The sequence below is a fragment of the Petralouisia sp. genome (assembly GCF_056822245.1).
In genome coordinates this window covers 87,906-107,669 of sequence record NZ_JBQIOP010000008.1, presented here as the reverse complement: position 1 = coordinate 107,669, position 19,764 = coordinate 87,906, and the positions used below count along the sequence as shown (strand labels likewise).

The window sequence follows — 19,764 nt, the reverse complement described above, 5'->3', positions numbered from 1 at the left end:
GTATGGAATCACTTCTTTCGTATATTTTAGTGTGCAAACTTATTATACACCCAAGTGTCTCATACGGCATTTTTTTCTATAAAAACTTGTAAAGTGGTGTATTTTTATGAAAATATGATTACCCAACGGCCTTCTTACCGGGTTTTTGACGAGAATAATCCGTTAAATGATCAGGTAGAAATTACGATGGTTTATGACATGAGAGAGATATTGATCCGAAGCAGGAAAAACCGGAAAGAGGGGAAGGATGCATATCTATCTTATTACAAAATGATAGAAAGCATTCAGCAGAATGGAGAAGCAGTTTTAACGATGAAGCAGATAAAAGGCGGAAGAATTACCTGGAATCTGGCAAGTGACAAGAGGAAAGCGCTTTATCATTTATATCCGTTGTACCGGCTGGATGCAAGAGAAATTAATTTGGTGGACTGGGAAGAGCTTTGGGGCTATATTGGAGACTTGCTGAAACCGCAGGCGCAGGTGGGAAAAGAACTGCAAATACATGTTGCTGAAGAAATAGAGAAAAATGAAAGGCTTGGCAGAAGGTTGCAGCAATTAGAAGGCATTTTTGAAAAGCTGCAGATAGAACCTGTCAAATATTCGTTGGGTGAATTTTCTGAAAATCTTGCGAAAATGTATTATAATGGCGCCGAGTTTTCTTATACAGGCCATAAATTGGACGGTTTTTCCAATGGAACCAATAGTTTTAATTATATCAGCCTGTTACTGTATGTACTGAGCGCTATGAGAAGAGCCAAAATGAAAGAGCCGGTGCTATTGATGGATGAACCGGAGATTTCCCTGCATTTTCATATGATAGACGAATTGGCAGACGTGCTGTTTGAGTGTGCAGACGATATTGTAGTTTTGGCTGCAACCCATTCTCCAAGACTTGTAAAAAATGTTTTGGTAAAAGAACAAGATAACTCTTCCATTTATCAGGTGTATAAGCGGGGGGATTATTCCAGGCTGTGTCTGCTCAGCATGTTTGCAAAAGAGGAAAAAAGAGAAAGATATTTTCTCACAGAGCATCATGCCAATGCATTTTTTGCCAGGATTCTGATTTTAGTGGAAGGGGAAACAGAACTGGAATTGCTGCAGAACCCTTATTTGAGACAATTATTTCCGGTATTGAAACAGGCGGAAATTATTAAAGGCATGAGCGATAAAGTGATATACCGAATTGTGGATACAACAACCAGGCATTATAATGTTCCTATGGCATCGTTGCTTGATATGGACAAGATATTGGAATGGGATGCGACGCGAAAAAGGATGGACTGGAAAAAGGATTATCAATTTGCAGACAAAGAGAGTTACTATTATGGTGAAAAAAGAATCGAAACAGTGAAAAGAAGGAAACGGATCGATGCTATGTGCAAAAAATGCTGTTTTGCCAGCCGCCGGCCTTTTTACGCTTCGAATGACAGGAATTATCAGGAACTGCTGAAAGAGATTAAAGAATATTATGCAAATTATAGTATTTTTCCGGTAGAGACTACGATTGAGGGTGTGCTAATCAATGTGAACAATTATCAGCAGATTATTCAGTATTTAGAGCAGACAGGTAAGTGGAAATCTGTGGAAAATGCATTTCAGTTGTTGTATAATGTTAATGACAAGGTGAATTTTTTGCGGCTTCTGTTTCACGGAAAAAGCGACTTTCTCTTAAAAACAAAACAGATCATGAAGAAAAATACGGATATTTATCCGGAATTGAAGGCTGCTTTAGAAAATAATGGAATCCGCAAGACAAATTGGGTGAGTGAATGGCTGAATTATTATTTTTCCGGAAGGACAGGAATCCCTTTGTCAGAACTGAATAGAAGAAGTTTTGAAAAATGGTGCAGCGATACAAAACATTGGAAAGAGTTGCGGATACGGTTCAGTTTTGATTTTGAAGAACTGTCGCAATTTTTAAATATGGTTTTAAAATTACAGGCGTATTGAGCTTTTGGCGATGCCAAGAACATATTTCTCAATGGATCTGTTTTTGAAATAATAAAATATTGTTGACAAATCATTTGGTTTACGGGTGTAAAAATATTAAAACGTATAAAAACAGGCAGGCAGCAATCTGACCTTTCCCGGTAAAAGGCAGAGCCCTGAGGGAGTTACATACCAGAGAGCCAGGGTGTTTTGAAAGTGTTTGATGAGAGCATATATGGTTCATCGTATTCGGATTCGGCAGAGCCGAACGCGCATTACTTCTAACGAATTTTGGAGAGAGTGCCTGCCTGTTTTTATTATAGATTTTGGAAAAACAAAGGATGTAAATGTTGAAATAAGGGGAGATTATGGTACTATATTCTTATGAATATTTTTTGGATAAAATACTGGAATCCACCCAGGAAGAAGTGGAGAAGGCGAAGAGAGAAAAAATATTTGTCTGCTCAGAAATGAAATTGCCGAAACAGTCTGGGTTTCGAAACATTGTTTCAGTGGAGAAAGACAGTATAATGAAGAAATTACAAAAGAACCTTCAGAAGAATTTTTTGGACAAACTGCCGGTATGTCCCAGTGCAAAAGGATTTGTAAAAGGTAATTCCTATATGGATTTTTTGGAAGAACATATAGGGCACGAATATTTTTTGCGAATGGACATTCATAATTTTTTTGATTCCATTGCGGAGGGATTGTTGGATGAAAACCTGAAAAATTTTGTACGGGATGAGGAAGAGATGAGTCCGGATTTGGAAGAACTTGAATCCGGTGCGAAAGGTTCCCGAATTCGGGAGGATATAATAGAGCTCTGCACCTGGCAGGGAAGAGTGCCGCAGGGTTTTTTAACGTCTCCTTCCATATCGAATTTAGTTTTTCGGAGATTGGATCAGCGCATCCGTAAATATTGCAGGGCTTACCAAAAGGAACAGAAACGGGAAATATTTTATACCAGATATGCGGATGATCTGCTGTTTTCTTCTCAGGGTTTTGACTTTAAAAGAAATAAAAATTTTAAACGGATGATTTGCCATATTCTGGAAGATTACGGATTTTCCTGTAATGAGAATAAAACAATCTATCAGAACGGGCAGATTTCATTGACAGGCTATGTGATACGAAAAGATGTGCATTTATCCAGAAAAAAGCTCCGGAATATCAATGAGGTGCTTTATCAGTTCCGTGAAATCATTGAATGCGATGAAAGAGTCAGAAGTGAGAAAATAAAAGCAAATTTGCAGATGATTCTTCAGAACCTGAATCAAAAGAAAATGAAGAAATCAAATGGAGATCCGATATATTTTGCGGATGGGAACAGACTCATACATTATGTGGCTGGTTACCGTTCTTTTTTTATTCAGATTGCAAGGACAGAGCATGGAAATACAGGGTATGATAAACGGATGCAAAGAAAAATACATAAGTTGGAAATAATATTAGAAAATCTTTCTAAAGTGATGGAAGGAATGTAAAGATGGCGGATGAAAGAATCAAAAAATACTGGTCCAGGGAAATGGATGCTTTATTGGAAACTTACGAGCAATTTCAAACGCTGCTTCCATCTGAGAAAGACTGTGGGGCGGCCCACAGGGGAGAGGACGGCAGGTATGTGGAACATTTGGTTCGGGAATATCTGAGACGTTATCTGCCGAAAGATTTGGAAGTGTTGACAGGTTTTATCCTGCGGCCCGCAGTTTTATGCGGGAAAAATAATAGATCCAGAAAAAAGGATGAACATCAAATATCCGGGCAGTTGGACATTATTGTATATGATACTGCTCATTATCCTGTGTATCAGCGTTTTGGAGAAAGTATCATTGCATTGCCGGAAGGGGTTGCGGCGATTTTTTCCGTGAAAAAATACCTGCGTCCGGAATATATAGAACCGGAGGCCGAAAGTATTCTGCATGCAGCGAGGCTGTGTCCTCACAAGTTAGGAAATGGCAAAATGGCAAAAAGTCCTTTTACCGCTTTAATTTCCATAAAAGATAAATATGGAGAACAGAATCAGATACCTTTGACAAAAGAGGAAAAAGGGAAAAAAACGTACGAGAAGCTGTCCATGGTCTACCAAAAAAGAGAAAAACTCTGTTATGATGAAATGCTGGATTTTGTGGGTTCTCTTACAGAATGGGGGTTATATAAGGATTACTTTGGGGGAAAGAAAGAAGCCAAATATTTGTTTTTTGAATATGATGCGGAGAAACGTTCATTTGGATTTCAACTGATGATACAAAAGATTTTGGATGTATATTATCAGAATACTTCAAACCTTATAGTCAGGCCGGGATTTGTAGATAATCGAAAAGAGCAGTTTCACAAAAGTTTTGGCCCAATTTCTTACCAGTGCAGGGAAATAGATCTGTCACGGCGAACCAAACGAAATAAAAAGGCGCCAACTATCCAAACAGGAGGTCAAAAATGAAAAAACTGCTGATTACCGGAGCATCCGGTTTTCTGGGAAATAGAATCGCTGATTTTTATGCCAAAACCTGTGAAATTATTGCGCCGGCTCACAGGGAACTGGACATTACAGACAAAGATAATACAGCTTTGGTATTAAAAAAATACCGGCCGGATGTTGTAATTCACTGCGCAGCCATGTCTGATGTGGGCATGTGTGAAAAAGCGCCCAAACAGTCCTGGAACATCAATGTGACAGGCAGTATTAATCTTGCCAAAGCCGCCGGGGCTGTCAATGCAAAATGCATTCTCTGCAGTTCTGATCAGGTGTATTTTTCCGGTTTGAAATCCCACCGGAATCCGGAGCATTGTCCCACCCACCGGGAAGATGAAAAGCTTTGTCCCGGCAATTTATATGGACAGGAAAAATTAAAGGCAGAACAGGAATGCCTGAATCTCAATCCGGACTGCGTGCTGCTGCGGCTGTCCTGGATGTATGATGCAAAAACAAAACGAAAAGATGAACACGGCGATTTCTTCCGAACGCTTCTGCCTCAGATCGCAGGCGCAGAAATGATAAAGTTTCCCATTTATGACAGGCGGGGCATTACAGATGTCCATGAAGTGGTGCAGAATCTGGAGAAAACATTTGAACTTCCGGGAGGCGTCTATAATTTTGGCTCTCCCAATGAGAAAAATACTTATGGAACTGTCCGTCAGGTATTTGCCAATACAGGTTTGGACACAGGCAGACTGGGAAAAAATGAAGAGGCCTTTTGCGAAAATTCCCGAAATCTGGCCATGTGCCAGGACAAAATAAATCAAAACGGCATATTTTTTTCTCATACGGCCGAAGGGTTATCCCAAAATCTTGCCTGGGCATTGAAAAACGGCAGTGCGAATTCAAAGACGCTGTTTCATTGACTTCGGCTGAAAATTGTGTATAATGGAAGTATTACATAGGAAAGGTGAAAAGTGGAAGGTGGGGTTACATGAAAGAAAAATCAGCTGAAAAAGCAAAAAAAACAAAGGGATACCGCAGTTTAACAGTGATGTTGGTTTCCATCATCTGTATTATGGTTTCCATCCCGACGATCGGCCTGGCAGTTTTGGGGGTCCATTATTTGAAACAGTCCATGGAGGAATCGGCGGAATTGTATGAGGAAACCATGAATGACGGTTATTCCATGGAGATTAAGTCTCAGGTACAGGGGGCCATGTCTCTGGTGCAGAGCTATTATGACAGATGCCAGAACGGGGAATTTACAGAAGAAGAAGCGAAGCAAAGAGCCGCTGAGGCTGTTCGCCATATGCGTTACAGGGACGATGATTCAGGATATATCTGGATTGACGGAGAGGATCACGTATTGGTGATGCATCCGGTTCTTACCGAGCAGGAAGGTACAGATCGGTATGATTTAACCGACCAGAACGGCATAAAAGTAACCCAGAGTGTAGTATCCACCGCGAAAGCCGGGGGCGGTTATAATGAGTTTTATTTTACCAAATCAGACGGAGTGACAGTTGCGCCTAAGATTGCTTATACAGAAATGTTTGAGCCCTGGGGCTGGGCAATTGCCACCGGGAACTATGTGGATGAAATGAATGAAAAGATTGACAGCAGAAAAGATGCGATTCAGAAAGAATTTGCTGATATGCTGACGCTTTACGGAATTGCCGCAGTGGTGATGCTTCTGTTGGCTTTGATAATTTCTGCCCTGAGCGGGACGCGGATTACCAAAGGGATTACGCTTGTGGAAGGGCATCTCCGCCAGGTGGCTACCGGAGACCTGAGCTTTACCATCAGTCCCGCCTTGCAGAAACGGGGAGATGAAATCGGTGAGATGGCCCGTTCTCTGGAAAATGTCCGCCAATCCCTGGCAAATATGATTGGCAGCGTACTCCAGACAGGGGAAACACTGAACCAGAGCAGCGAGAAATTCAGCGAGAAATTCGGATACATATCAGAGAGCATTCAAAATACCAACCAGGCTATTGACGATCTGGCTCAGGGAGCTACCAACAGTGCCAATGAAACAGAGACAATGAATGAAAAGATCACAGAGCTGGGCGGCGTCATTGAAGTTGAAAAAAGCGGCGTACAGAAGCTGGAAGAGGCAGTATCCGCCATGGCAGAGCATTCTGCCGGGGCCTCTGAGAGCATTCAGGAACTGAACCGCATTACCAAAATGACGATAGAAGCCATTGATGTGGTATCAGAACAGACCAACCGGAACAACGATTCTGCGGCTGATATCAATAAGACCATTGAGATTATCAAGGGTCTGGCGGCTCAGACCAACCTGCTTTCTTTGAATGCCAGCATTGAAGCGGCCAGAGCAGGAGAAGCCGGCAGAGGATTTGCAGTTGTGGCAGAGGAAATCAGGAATCTTTCAGAAGAATCTTCCGGCAATGCCCAGGAGATTGAAGGCATTGTAAAAGAACTTGTGGAAAATGTGGAGATTTCTGTCAGCAAGATGCAGGAAGTAACGAACAATGTGCAGAAGCAGCAGAAATGTCTGAAAGAGACAAGGGCGGCATTCGAGAGCCTAAAACGGGAAGTTGCCATGGTGGAGGAAGTGACAAAGGAAATCGGCGGCCAGACAGAGATTTTGAATTCCCTGAAGAAGATTGTTACAGATTCTGCCAACAGCCTGGCCAGCGTAGTGGAACAAAATGCGGCGTCCACGCAGGAAACCAGTGCAAGTATGATGCTTTTGTCCCAGACCATCGACGAATGTACCGAGGATACCCAGGGACTGGTGGAATTGAGCCGCAGGCAGAATGATCAGGCAAGCAAGTTCCAGCTGTAAAAATTAAAATTTTTCTTGCCAAATGGAATAATATGTGCTAATATAACCCATGACTAAGAACGTTAACAAAGTAAAGCAATGAAGGAGACTCTTGTTTTCAGAGGCTGACAGGAATACGGCGTCACCGACTGAGAGCGCCGTTTGGAAGAGAAAACAAAGGGAACACTCTGGAGCAGACTGGCTGAACATGCAAGTAGGTCAGTACGTTTATGCGCGTTAAGCATGGGAACTGAAGAACAGAGCAGCTGTTCCAGTTCTTAAGAGATGGGAACGAGCAGAATTCTGTATCTGCAGTAAATCCGTTCTCAATGCGGGTGGCACCGTGGATCAAAAGAGAGATTCGCCCCGGAATACGTTAGTATTCCGGGGCTTTTTGTATCCCGGTAATGAAGAAAGGCCTTTTGGCTTTTTATATTTTGAGTATCAAATATCAGCAGCGAAGGAGTGGGAATTATGAGTATTAGTTACAGAGAAGTCACGTTGGATCAGGTAAGTGAGCAGGATATTGGAAAAACATTGCGGGTAGCCGGGTGGGTGGAAAATATCAGGGATCACGGCGGAGTGTCTTTCATTGATTTGCGGGATATGTATGCGGTGATGCAGGTTGTAATCCGAAATGGAGAGCTTCTGGAAGGAATCCGCAGGGAACAGGCCGTATCCATTCAGGGATTCGTTGAAAAGCGGGACGAGGATACCTATAACCCCAAAATTCCCACCGGCACCATTGAACTGGAGGCAAAAGAAATCCAGGTTTTGGGCCAGGTATACGCTCCCCTTCCCTTTGAGATTATGGCCAGTAAGGAGGTCAGGGAAGATGTGCGGCTGAAATACCGCTATCTGGATCTGCGGAACCGGAAAGTAAGAGACAACATTGTGTTCCGTTCCCAGGTAATTTCCTTTTTGCGGGAGAAGATGACAGAGCTGGGATTTCTGGAAATTCAGACGCCTATTTTAAGCGCTTCATCCCCGGAAGGTGCCAGGGATTACATTGTTCCTTCCAGAAAATACAAAGGAAAGTTTTATGCGCTGCCTCAGGCGCCCCAACAGTACAAACAGCTTTTGATGGTATCGGGCTTTGACAGATATTTCCAGATAGCGCCTTGTTTCAGGGATGAGGACGCCAGGGCGGACCGGTCGCCGGGAGAATTTTATCAGCTTGATTTTGAAATGAGTTTTGCAGATCAGGAGGATGTGTTCCGGGTAGGGGAAGAGGTGCTTACAGCCGCATTTGAAACATTTGCCCCTGAGGGAAGCGCAGTGACCAAAGCTCCCTATCCGGTGTACAGCTACAGGCAGGCAATGCTGGAATTCGGCACTGATAAACCGGATTTGCGGAACCCTCTGCGGATTCTGGATTTGACAGAGTTTTTCCAGAAATGCACGTTTCAGCCCTTTATTGGAAAAACCGTTCGGGCCATCCGGGTTCATGCGGAAATGTCCAAAAGCTTTCATGGGAAATTACTGAAATTTGCCACGGAAATCGGCATGGGCGGACTGGGATATCTGGAAGTGCAAGAGGACGGCAGCTACAAAGGCCCCATTGACAAATTTATCCCGGAGGAATTAAAAGAGGAATTCCGAAGCCTTGCCGGACTGGAAACAGGAGACACCATTTTCTTTGTGGCAGACCGGGAAGAACGGGCGGCTTATTTTGCAGGAATGATCCGCACAGAACTGGGTGAAAAACTGGATTTACTGGAAAAAGATGCGTTCCGCTTCTGTTATGTCAACGATTTTCCCATGTTTGAGCGGGATGAAAAGACCAGGCAGATTGGATTCACCCACAACCCCTTTTCCATGCCCCAGGGCGGGCTGGAAGCTCTGGAAACCTTAGATCCTCTGGAAATTCTGGCTTATCAGTATGATATTGTCTGCAATGGAGTGGAGCTTTCTTCCGGCGCGGTAAGAAACCATGATCTGCAGATTATGGTAAAAGCATTTGAGATTGCGGGCTACGGAAAAGAGGCTTTAAAGAGCAAGTTCGGCGCGCTTTATCAGGCATTCCAGTTCGGCGCGCCGCCCCACGCAGGCATGGCGCCGGGAATTGACCGCATGATTATGCTGCTGCGGGGAGAGGACAACATCCGGGAAGTGATTGCATACCCCATGAACGGAAACGCCCAGGATTTGATGTGCGGAGCGCCCGGCGAAGTGACAGAGGAGCAGCTTCGGGAAGCGCATATAAAAGTGAGAAACTGAGTTATTTCAGGATGTATATCAGAGAGCAGGAGGAGCAGACATTGCAAGAAGTGGAAAAAAAGCAGGACAAAAACATTATTTCCGATGAAACGATTGAATACGTGGGCATTCTGGCAAAACTGGAGCTGTCTGGTGAGGAACGGGAACAGGCCAAAAAGGATATGAAAGAAATGCTGGATTACATTGACAAGCTGAATGAACTGGATACGGCGGGAATTGACCCCATGTCCCATATTTTTCCGGTGAATAATGTATTCCGGGAGGATGTGGTCAGCAACGGGGATGATCGGGAGAACCTGCTGAAAAATGCGCCGGAAACAAAAGACGGAAGTTATCTGGTTCCAAAGACGGTGGAGTGACGAAAGGAAAAGCCAATGAAAGAAATCAGGACATTCACCGCACGAAAACTTGCGGAGAAAATAAAACAAAAAGAAATCAGCGTTACTGAAGCAGTACAGGCGGCATTGGAACAAATCGGAAGCGTAGAAGGGGAGATCAACAGCTTTGTAACGCTGGACGAAGAAGGGGCTATGAAACAGGCCGCCCGGATACAGAAAGAAATTGACAGCGGAGAATTAAGAGGCCCTCTGGCCGGAGTTCCTGCCGCCGTCAAGGATAATCTGTGCGTAGAAGGGCTGCCGGCCACCTGCAGTTCCAGAATTCTGGAAAATTTCGTTCCGCCTTACACGGCGGAGGCAGTTTTAAATCTGAAAAAAGCAGGCGCGGTAATACTGGGGAAAACCAACATGGATGAATTTGCCATGGGAAGCACCACTGAGACGTCTGCCTTTGGGATCACAAGAAATCCGTGGAATACAGATTATGTGCCCGGCGGTTCCTCCGGCGGAAGCTGCGCGGCCGTGGCGGCAGGGGAGTGTTTTTATGCCTTGGGCTCCGACACCGGCGGTTCTATCCGTCAGCCTGCATCCTTCTGCGGCGTGACGGGACTAAAACCCACCTACGGAACAGTTTCCCGGTATGGTCTTATCGCTTACGGTTCTTCTCTGGATCAAATCGGTCCGGTGGCGAAGGATGTGGCGGACTGTGCGGCGATTCTGGAAGCCATTGCTTCCTATGACAAAAAAGACTCCACTTCCCTGAACCGGAAAGACAGAGATTTTACCGCAGCATTAAAAGATGATGTAAAAGGCATGAAAATCGGAATTCCCAGGGATTATCTGGGCGAGGGACTGGAGCCTGACATAAAGGCGGCCGTTCTGGCGGCGGCGAAAGCATTGGAAGAAAAGGGCGCTTTTGTGGAAGAATTTGATTTGAGCCTGGTGGAATACGTGGTTCCGGCTTACTATGTGATTGCCTGCGCCGAGGCCAGTTCCAATCTGGCAAGGTTTGACGGCGTAAAATACGGTTACCGCAGCAGAGAATTTGAAGGGCTCCACCAGATGTATAAAAAATCACGCTCCGAAGGCTTCGGCCCGGAGGTGAAGCGGAGAATTATGCTGGGCTCCTTTGTACTGAGCTCCGGCTATTACGACGCCTACTATTTGAAAGCATTGCGCACGAAAGCATTGATCAAACAGGCTTTTGACCGCGCCTTTGAAACATATGACGTGATTCTCGGCCCCGTTGCCCCCGCCACCGCGCCGGAAATCGGGAAAAGCTTAAGTGATCCGCTGAAAATGTATCTGGGAGATATTTATACCGTTTCTGTAAATCTGGCGGGACTGCCAGCCATGACACTGCCCTGCGGACTGGATGAAAAAGGCCTGCCCATCGGCCTGCAGCTGATTGGAGACTGCTTTCAGGAAAAGAAGATTCTTACGGCAGCCTATGCCTATGAGCAGACCAGGGAATGGAAAAACTGCAGCATACAGGAGGTGAGCGCATGAGCAGAGAATATGAAACCGTGATTGGTCTGGAAGTTCATGTGGAGCTTGCCACAAAAACCAAAATTTTCTGCGGCTGCTCCACTGCTTTTGGAGGAGCCCCCAATACCCATACCTGTCCGGTGTGCACCGGAATGCCGGGCTCTCTGCCGGTGTTAAACCGGCAGGTGGTGGAATACGCCATGGCGGTGGGGCTTGCAGCCAATTGTTCCATTACCAGATATTGCAGATTTGACCGGAAGAATTATTTTTATCCGGATAATCCTCAGAACTACCAGATTTCCCAGTTGTATCTGCCGGTCTGCAGAGACGGAAGCGTGGAGATTGAAACTCCCGCCGGGAAGAAAACGGTGGGAATCCATGAGATTCATATGGAGGAGGACGCGGGCAAATTAATTCACGACGAATGGGGAGACTGTTCGCTTGTGGACTACAACCGTTCCGGCGTTCCCCTGATTGAGATTGTTTCAGAGCCGGATATGCGGTCGGCCGAAGAGGTGATTGCCTATCTGGAAAAACTGCGGATGATGATTCAGTATCTCGGCGCTTCCGACTGTAAATTAAATGAAGGCTCCATGCGGGCGGACGTGAATTTATCCGTTCGCAGGGCGGGGGAAGAAGCATTTGGAACCCGTACGGAAATGAAGAATCTGAATTCTTTTAAAGCCATTGCCAGAGCCATTGAAAATGAGAAAAACCGCCAGATTGATCTGCTTGAGGAAGGCAGAAAAGTAATCCAGGAAACCAGAAGATGGGACGATGTGAAAGAGTATTCCTATGCAATGCGCAGCAAAGAGGACGCCCAGGACTACCGGTATTTTCCGGAGCCGGATTTAGTTCCTCTGGAAATCAGCGAGGAATGGATTGAAGCAGTCAAATCCCGTCAGCCGGAATTTCAGCCGGAAAAAATGCAGCGGTACAAAAAGGAATACGGCCTGCCGGACTATGACGCGCAGATTCTCACAGGCTCCAAATACCTGGCCGATTTTTTTGAGGCCGTTACAGAACTGTGCAAAAAGCCGAAAAAAGTAAGCAACTGGCTGATGGGAGAAACCATGCGCCTGTTAAAAGAGCAGGAGATGGAGCCGGAGGACATTTCCTTTTCTCCTGAAAACCTGGCAAAGCTCATTGAGCTTACGGAAGAAGGCAGCATTAATGGAACGGTGGCAAAAGAAGTATTTGAACAAATTTTTGCAAAAGACGTCGACCCGGTTTCCTATGTGGAGGAACAGGGCTTAAAAACCGTCAATGACGCCGGAGAACTGAGAAATATTATTCTGCAGGTGATAAAAGACAATCCCCGGTCCGTGGCGGATTACCAAAACGGAAAAGAGAAAGCCATCGGATTTCTGGTGGGCCAGACCATGAAGGCTATGAAAGGAAAGGCAAATCCGGGGATGGTGAATCAGATTTTGCGGGAGCTGCTGTAGGTATTGCTCCGATAGTTAAATATCACAGTATTCTTATAGCTTTGCGTCAATAAAAAGAAGGGGCCGTCGGAAAATGAAATTTAAAGACAATATATGGTTGTGATACCCAAGGAATCACAGGATATATTGTATAAGATTTCCATTTCCCGGCGGCTCCTTTTTCCTGTCAGCAGCTTTGCTTCAATATATAGTGTTTTCACATGTTCAAAATATTTTTAAAAACAGCAAACTTGTCGGCATTCCATAACAAAGATGACATTGAAGAAGCGCGGAACCTCCATTATAGTAGATAAGAACAAGATTTATGAATCACAAGAAAGAAGCAATTTGGTAATATGTCAAGAGAAAAATGAAAAATATTTTGGAGAAATTTCATAAAAAAGGGCGCACTTTACCCATCACACGTCCTTTAGGAAAAAGAACGTATGTTCTAAATGTTATGGATTACCTGCTCTTTTCCGCAGAGTATAGTTGGCTTTTGTCCAGCAGACCAAAAAGCATACGTAAAAATTTACGGGATGTCAACGCGAGTGCCCTTTTGTGCTGATGTGTTGTCACTTCAGCAAATTTCTTTTCATAGAAAGCCCTGTATTCCGGACAGTGGTTAATGACACTTCCAGTTGCTTCTATGATGTAATAGCGCAGGTAGCAGTTGCCGGCCTTGCTCATCGGTGTCTCATCTGCTTCAAATGTCCCTGACTGGTTCTGTCTCCAGACAATGCCGCAGTATTTTGCAAGGGCATCGTCATTTGGGAAACACTGGATGTTTCCGATTTCGGCCAGTATACCGGCGGAATAGACTTTCCCAATCCCGGGGATGGAATTCAGGACGGTATAATCCGTCTCGTTCAGCCCGCAGACAGTCCTTAGGATGGCGGCGTCAATGGCTTTCAGTTCCTTTTCAAAAGAAGAGATACAGTTGAAGGAACAGGAGATGGAGGTGGTCAGCGGGTCATACAGGCACTTGTCCAGCCGGTAGGAGTTTTTAGCGGCTGCCTTTAGCAGCTTTGCTGTTTCTTCCGGGTCAGTGATGCGGCCGCGGCTTTTGCTGCTGATAAAAGCGGCAAGGTCCTCCATGGAAGCGTTTACCAGCTCCTCGTTTGTTTTATATTCTGTGAGGATGGCCTGTGCGGTCGCGCCATATTTGCTGGAAAAAGGATGCTCATCCTTTCCGAGCATGGCGAACTCGCTGAACTTAAGGAAAATGTTGTTCAGCATATAAGTTTTTTCCCTTGCAATGCATTCCGTAATATGCATGCGGTGCCTGGTAAGCCGCTGCAGTGCAAGGTACTGCGGGCCGCGCCACGGCTTAACGCTGATGCGCCCTACGCGGGCAAAGTCAGCGATGACAAAAGAGTCTATGCCGTCATTCTTGTCCAGGGAGTTAAAGGATTTCTTATATCCCTTTACCTCCTTGGGGTTGAGGCAGTAGACATGTGTGGAAAAAACAGCCAGCCTTTCACATGCCGAGAGGTAGTTGGCGATATGTACGCCATAAAACCCGGTGGATTCCATAGCGATTATGAGGTATTTGAACTGGCGGTTCTTTTCAAGCACGTCCGCGATCATGGACTCCATCAGCTCTGCGCCGCCTTGTGCATTGGGGACGGCTTTCATCTTGATAAAGTAATCCTGGTTGAAGTCAATGGCAGAGACAACGTTCGTACGGGAACCGATATCAATGCCGACAAAAAGCGTTGACAGGTAATCGATTTTCTTCATTGGATATCACCACCTTTCATTTATGGATGAAGGAAGCAGTCATGGCTTATCCCAAACCAGCACACCGGCCTAACCCTCGCGTTATCAGCATTCACCCGGCAGAAATACCCTGCTGGCGGCTGGTGCCGGGGATGCAGCATTTGTGTGATAAGTCTTGGTGTGCCGTCCGGGCTGCAGGCTTCCAGGGCAATCACCGAAAGGCGTCGCAGGAGGAACGGGGCAGTAACCACAGCATAGATCCTTATGGATCATTATAGCATTTGGGATGCCAGACATAAAGTAACTGTTAATGATAGATGGGAAAGGATAGAACCAGCGTTTTTGGAGGGGGATTCCTCGGATATGATATTTAAGAATTATCCTCCATCTATATGAATGAGACATGAAACTAAAAACTGTATGGATGGAACGGGATGTGGGAGGAGTTCCCCAAGAATTATCCCTCATCTATATCAAAAAAGAATAAGCCTATAGCCTGTTTTTCTTGGCTATAAACTTATTATACGAGGAGGAACCATCATGGGATTTGTAATGCGGGTGAAATTAACGGAGACATTAAGAGACGGAACTCTCAAAAATTATTTTGAGAATGGAAAAAAGGCAGGATATCAGTTTGATGTCAGACTGGCCTATTACCGTGGGCATTATCTTTCAGTTATTGATGAATTTGCAGTTGAAGTAGATCATGAGAAAGTAGAGGATATGGATATTCGGTTTTGTGTAAACGGGAAAGAATTCATGCCTTGTGAATTAAAAGAAGCATATTATGAATTCTGGAACATCAAAAAACCGGCAACCATCAAAATCAGAAAAGAGGGCGGCCTCACAGCCGGAGAACATAACGTAAAACTCACGCTTATGATCAGGAATCCATATCTTCCGCAGCCAGGGGCAGAAGATAAATATACACCGGTGGACAGCTGCGATGAAAAGGTGTTGGTTTTGCAGGATACAATTGCTTAGGGAGTGTAAGAGATACAGATGGAACAGGAAAGGATGGTATGAATATGAGCAATATTAAATTAGGAGTAACGACCCATTCCTATGTGGCAGAGTGGGTGGATGATAAAGCGACTTTAGAGGATATGGTGCGCCATATTGCAGATTTGGGATGCGACGGAATGGAAATTGTTGCAACCTCCATGTTTCCGGAATATCCGTACGTCAGTGATGCCTATGCAGGAGAAATCCGCAGATATGCGAAGGATTACGGGGTAAAACTGGTTGCAGTCAGCGGAAATATGGATCGGGGAAAAAGATATGATAGAAATCTGACAGAAGATGAAATGCTGTCCATTGTCATACGGGATCTGCAGAATGCCAATAAACTGGAATGCCCTGTTTTAAAATCACAGTTTTTGATTTCACCCAGGGTAATGCAGCGGGCAGCCAAATATGCAGAATACTACGGTGTAAAATTTACAATAGAGATTCATAATCCGGAAACACCCACAAGCAAAATTATGACGGATTACTATAATGCTTTTGAAGAAACCGGCTCCAGTTATTTAGGGTTTGTTCCAGATTTCGGAATGTTTGCGGACAGACCGAATAAAGCGGATATGGATCGTGCCATTGAGGGCGGCGCAAACAGAGATATCGTAGAAACTGCCATTCAGCTCCGTTACGATGGAGTTTCCCGTGAAGAAGGAAGAAAGATTTTGGCAGAGAAAAACGCAGCTCCAATGGAAATGAATCTTTTTGAGTCAATGTATGGGTTTATGCAGTTTTCAAAGAATCCTGATTTTGACGGATTGAGGAAGATTATGAAATATTCTCCCCATATGCATGGTAAATTTATTGACATTCTTGACGATGGTACAGAAGCAACCATCCCATATGATAAAATTCTGAAAGTATTGGATGAAGAAAATTACGACGGTTATATTGTATCCGAGTTTGAAGGTCAGGTAAAACCGGGACGCAGTTCCTTCGATTATGTGAGAAAGCATATTGCCCTTGAGAAAAAGATTCTGGAAGAACTGAACAGGTAGCGGGAGGATGATTTATGAAGTACAGTTTGATGTCACTGATGGTTGACACAGAATTAAAATTAGAAAAACCCAATTTTATTCATATGGCTATCCTGAATGATATGGGTTACGAAGGAAAAGATCCAACCATTGATGAAGTGTTTGAGTACTTAAATGCTCACGGAGTTCCAATGAAAAACGGCACAATGACATTTGAAGATCTTGTAAAACTTGCAAAAGACTGCGGATACGACGGACTGGATCTGATGAGTTTCCATTTCGAGATTCCAGGGGCAGAGGCAAAGAAAATTTTGGAACGGTATGGAATTGTTTTATCTGCCGTTAATCTGATTATGCCCTTTGCCAATGCTTCTACGGAAGAGAAATTCACTGTTATGCTTTCCAGAGCCAAAGCGGCAATTGATCAGGCGTGTGAAGCGGGCTGCCATAATATGCTGGTAATGCCTTCTGTTTATACACTGGACGAAGGAATTACCATGGAACAATCCTTCCGTTATTTTACCAGAGGATTGAAGGAGTGCGTTGCTTATGGGAAATCCAAAGGCGTGACGATCAATACAGAGACATTGGAATCCATAGGGGTGTCTTATTGTACCTGCGGCGAAATGAAGCGTATTTTTGAGGAAGTGGAAGGGCTGAAATATACCCATGACACTGGAAATCCCCTGGTGGGACTGGAAGATCCGGTTGATACATACGAAATGTTTAAGGATAAAGTGGCAGCGGTGCATTTTAAAGAGTTCGGCTATGTAGACACGGAAAACGCAAAAGTTTGCAGAAATGGAAAGAAAGTAGATTCTGTTCCTTTTGGAAAAGGACTGATTGATTTCAGAAAACATCTGCAGGTTTTAAAACGTGATGATTATCAGGGGTATATTACGTTGGAAGGAAGCGTGGAAGCAGCGAACAAGCTGGAAGGCGTAAAAGAATCTATTAAATATTTCAGGCAAATGGAAGCAGAATTGTAAAAGGAGGAAAAGAAAAATGGCACAGTATGAAATTCCAAAAACAGCCAGAGTCACAGTTTTGACAGGCCCAAAAAAAATTGAAATCATGGAACTTCCGGTTCCGGAAATTAATGATGATGAAGTTCTTGTAAAAGTGGAACAGACGGGAATCTGCGGTACGGACGTACATGAATACAAAGGAGATCCTTTCGGATATATTCCCATAGAACTGGGACATGAGGGAACAGGAACAATTGTCAAAATTGGTAAAAATGTTACAAAAGATTATTATGGAAAACCGCTGGCAATAGGAGACAAAGTTGTAACCGGCCTGAAACCGTGCGGAGTTTGTGATGCCTGCAAATACGATCCGGAGCATATTCATTTGTGCGAGGGAGGAGAAATTTTCGGACTTATTCCGGGGGAAGAAGCTTACAAAAACTTTAATGGATGGTTTGGTGAGTATATTAAAATAAATGCAGGCGGCGGAATATACCGTTAATTTCATGAAAGAAGACGCAAAAAAGAGAGTTGATGAAATTACCGGTTCAGGCGCGGAAATGGCATTCCAATGTACAGGTTCTCCAAAAGCTGCCAGCGTTATCTGGAAATATGTGCGGCGGGGCGGAGCTATGTGTGAACTTGGTTTCTTTGTAGACAACGGTGATACAACGTATAATCCCCATCAGGATATTTGCAATAAGGAAATAAAAGTCACAGGTTCGTGGACTTATCAGGCGAAGGACTGGATTCAGGCATGTGAATTCCTGAAAGAAGCGCAAAAGGACGGCCTTCCTGTGGAGGAACTTTTAACCCATAAGTATGCATTGGCTGATATCAATGATGCAATGGAAATGAATATCAGTATGCAGGGATTGAAGATAGTAGTAAAAGGGGAATAGCAATCGTTTCATTCCTTTTGGAAATTGGCGCTCCAGCCCTCTTTGAAAAGTCCTAATTAATAGCAGCCCGCCGGTATATGAAAATATGGAACTTATGAAAAATCCACAGCCCGCCGGTATATGAAAAGAGCGCAGCCCGCTGTCACAAATTCTGAAAAGCAAAAGGCATACCACACGCCGTCCGCCCCGGCAAACCGGCTGAAGCAAAAGGCCGCAGGTATAATTACCAAAGCATAGCGAAGCAGTGAAATCACAAGCGCCGGAGTTCCCTTTCCCAGTCCTTCCAGCGCGCCGGAACTGGTAACGGAAACAGCGGAAACAATAAATCCAAGGCTGATGATATGCAGAGCCCTTATGCCGATTTGAATGGTTTCGGGATTAGAGGTAAACAGCCCGATTAACTGGCCCGGGAGTATCCAGGAGAGCAAGGTTCCAATCAGCATTACGCCCATAATTAATTTCAGGGAAGTCCGGTAGATTTCCTTTACGCGCCCCTGTTCTCCCGCGCCGTAATTATAGCCCATCAAAGGCCGGATGCCCTGGATAATTCCGTTGGCAGTCAGGTAGATAAAGGTCTGCAGCTTGTAATAGGCCCCAAGCACCAGCACATAGGTTCCGGAAAAAGCGGAAAGGATTCCGTTTAACACGGAAATCAGCAGGGAGGGCAGCGCCATGCTTAAGGTGGCGGAAATGCCGATGGCGTACATCTTAAGAATTACCTCTTTATCCGGATGTACTGCGTCTTTTTTCAGTTTTACCGGAATCGGCCGAAACAGATAGAACAGCAGATAAACAGCCAGGGAAAAACACTGTCCGATTCCTGTGGCATAGGCGGCCCCTGCAATGCCCATGGCAGGAAAAGGGCCCAGTCCGAAAATCATCAGCGGGTCTAATACAATGTTGGCAAGAAAACCGCACATCATGCAGAACATGGAAACCTGCATCCGGCCCACAGACTGGAAAATTTTCTCAAAAGAAAGTCCAAGGGTGATAAATACAGCAAACAAAAAAGCCCGGTTGGCGTACGTGAGGGCGAGCCGGATTACAGTTTTATCCGAAGAGAACATCCTTAAAAACGCAGGCATCCCGGCAATGGACAATATGGTAAGGGCGATGCCATGGAGAAAATTCAAAATCATTCCCTGGGTGGCGGCTTTATCTGCCTGCTTCTGATTTCCGGCTCCCAGATAAAAAGCGGCGCATGCGTTGATTCCGATGGCAAAACCGATGGCAATAGCATTGATTAAGTTCTGTATGGGATAGACAAGGGCCAGTGCGGTCATGGCCTCCTCGCTTAATTTTGCCACAAAGTAGCTGTCCACAATGTTGTACAGAGAATTTACCGCCATGGAAATCACCATGGGGAGAGACATGGACAGTACCAGCGGCAGGATCTTTTTTTCTTTCATAAATGTCTGGTTCATAAATTTTTCCTCCATTAAAACATAAAAATAACCACACAACTGCAGCGGACAATTGTGTGGCGAAAAAAGATTGCTCTTGAAAAATCCACGCCCTCAGAGCATGTTTTAAATATGCATTGAGGGTTTTATAGCATTAGTATGGCAT

At 44.6% G+C, this 19,764-nt stretch carries 16 protein-coding genes; 14 read left to right on the top strand and 2 right to left on the bottom strand.

Annotation, left to right across the window (positions count from 1 at the left end; all coding sequences use genetic code 11):
• Positions 1-54 precede the first annotated feature (54 nt).
• From ACTO17_RS05135 to gatB, 9 genes are all read left to right on the top strand, one after another.
• Positions 55-1,950: a retron Eco8 family effector endonuclease gene (locus ACTO17_RS05135; protein ID WP_482557131.1), complete on the top strand. Its 1,896-nt coding sequence runs from the start codon at positions 55-57 to the stop codon at positions 1,948-1,950.
• Positions 1,951-2,297: 347 nt separating this feature from the next.
• A complete protein-coding gene (locus ACTO17_RS05130) occupies positions 2,298-3,413 on the top strand; it encodes a reverse transcriptase family protein (protein WP_482557130.1) in 1,116 nt (371 codons plus the stop codon).
• A gap of 2 nt (positions 3,414-3,415) precedes the next feature.
• Positions 3,416-4,366: a DUF6602 domain-containing protein gene (locus ACTO17_RS05125; RefSeq protein ID WP_482557129.1), complete on the top strand. Its 951-nt coding sequence runs from the start codon at positions 3,416-3,418 to the stop codon at positions 4,364-4,366.
• The gene (locus tag ACTO17_RS05120; RefSeq protein WP_482557128.1) at positions 4,363-5,268 is read left to right on the top strand and encodes an SDR family oxidoreductase; all 906 of its coding nucleotides are present in this window, start codon (positions 4,363-4,365) and stop codon (positions 5,266-5,268) included. Before ACTO17_RS05125 ends, ACTO17_RS05120 begins: the two co-directional genes overlap by 4 nt.
• Positions 5,269-5,336: 68 nt before the next feature.
• Positions 5,337-7,157 (top strand): methyl-accepting chemotaxis protein, encoded by a 1,821-nt coding sequence (locus tag ACTO17_RS05115; protein WP_482557127.1) that lies wholly within the window; start codon positions 5,337-5,339, stop codon positions 7,155-7,157.
• Between the two features lie 453 nt (positions 7,158-7,610).
• Positions 7,611-9,356 (top strand): aspartate--tRNA ligase, encoded by a 1,746-nt coding sequence (gene aspS, locus ACTO17_RS05110; RefSeq protein WP_172535194.1) that lies wholly within the window; start codon positions 7,611-7,613, stop codon positions 9,354-9,356.
• Between the two features lie 11 nt (positions 9,357-9,367).
• Entirely contained in the window at positions 9,368-9,715 is a 348-nt protein-coding gene (gene gatC / locus ACTO17_RS05105) for an Asp-tRNA(Asn)/Glu-tRNA(Gln) amidotransferase subunit GatC (protein WP_172535193.1), read from the top strand.
• Positions 9,716-9,730: 15 nt separating this feature from the next.
• Positions 9,731-11,203, top strand: a complete 1,473-nt coding sequence (gatA, locus tag ACTO17_RS05100) for an Asp-tRNA(Asn)/Glu-tRNA(Gln) amidotransferase subunit GatA (RefSeq protein WP_482557126.1) — start codon at positions 9,731-9,733, stop codon at positions 11,201-11,203.
• The gene (gatB, locus tag ACTO17_RS05095; RefSeq protein ID WP_482557125.1) at positions 11,200-12,630 is read left to right on the top strand and encodes an Asp-tRNA(Asn)/Glu-tRNA(Gln) amidotransferase subunit GatB; all 1,431 of its coding nucleotides are present in this window, start codon (positions 11,200-11,202) and stop codon (positions 12,628-12,630) included. The genes gatA and gatB overlap by 4 nt, the downstream gene beginning before the upstream one ends.
• Positions 12,631-13,074: 444 nt before the next feature.
• On the opposite strand, the gene ACTO17_RS05090 is transcribed toward gatB, so the two are convergent.
• Entirely contained in the window at positions 13,075-14,352 is a 1,278-nt protein-coding gene (locus tag ACTO17_RS05090; RefSeq protein WP_172538587.1) for an IS110 family RNA-guided transposase, read from the bottom strand.
• 519 nt (positions 14,353-14,871) lie between these two features.
• On the opposite strand from ACTO17_RS05090, the gene ACTO17_RS05085 reads away from it, so the two are divergent.
• The 5 genes from ACTO17_RS05085 to ACTO17_RS05065 are packed head-to-tail and all read left to right on the top strand — an operon-like array spanning position 14,872 to position 18,195.
• Entirely contained in the window at positions 14,872-15,315 is a 444-nt protein-coding gene (locus ACTO17_RS05085) for a C-glycoside deglycosidase beta subunit domain-containing protein (RefSeq protein ID WP_172538391.1), read from the top strand.
• A 44-nt stretch (positions 15,316-15,359) separates the two neighbouring features.
• On the top strand, positions 15,360-16,346 hold the full coding sequence (locus ACTO17_RS05080; RefSeq protein ID WP_482557124.1) for a sugar phosphate isomerase/epimerase family protein: 987 nt from the start codon (positions 15,360-15,362) through the stop codon (positions 16,344-16,346).
• A 14-nt stretch (positions 16,347-16,360) separates the two neighbouring features.
• Complete coding sequence (locus tag ACTO17_RS05075; protein ID WP_172538387.1) at positions 16,361-17,314, top strand: sugar phosphate isomerase/epimerase family protein; 954 nt, start codon at positions 16,361-16,363, stop codon at positions 17,312-17,314.
• A 16-nt stretch (positions 17,315-17,330) separates the two neighbouring features.
• Entirely contained in the window at positions 17,331-17,795 is a 465-nt protein-coding gene (locus ACTO17_RS05070; protein ID WP_482557123.1) for an alcohol dehydrogenase catalytic domain-containing protein, read from the top strand.
• A 4-nt stretch (positions 17,796-17,799) separates the two neighbouring features.
• On the top strand, positions 17,800-18,195 hold the full coding sequence (locus ACTO17_RS05065; RefSeq protein WP_482557122.1) for a zinc-binding dehydrogenase: 396 nt from the start codon (positions 17,800-17,802) through the stop codon (positions 18,193-18,195).
• Between the two features lie 92 nt (positions 18,196-18,287).
• On the opposite strand, the gene ACTO17_RS05060 is transcribed toward ACTO17_RS05065, so the two are convergent.
• Positions 18,288-19,619, bottom strand: a complete 1,332-nt coding sequence (locus tag ACTO17_RS05060; protein WP_482557121.1) for an MATE family efflux transporter — start codon at positions 19,617-19,619, stop codon at positions 18,288-18,290.
• Between the last annotated feature and the right edge of the window lie 145 nt (positions 19,620-19,764).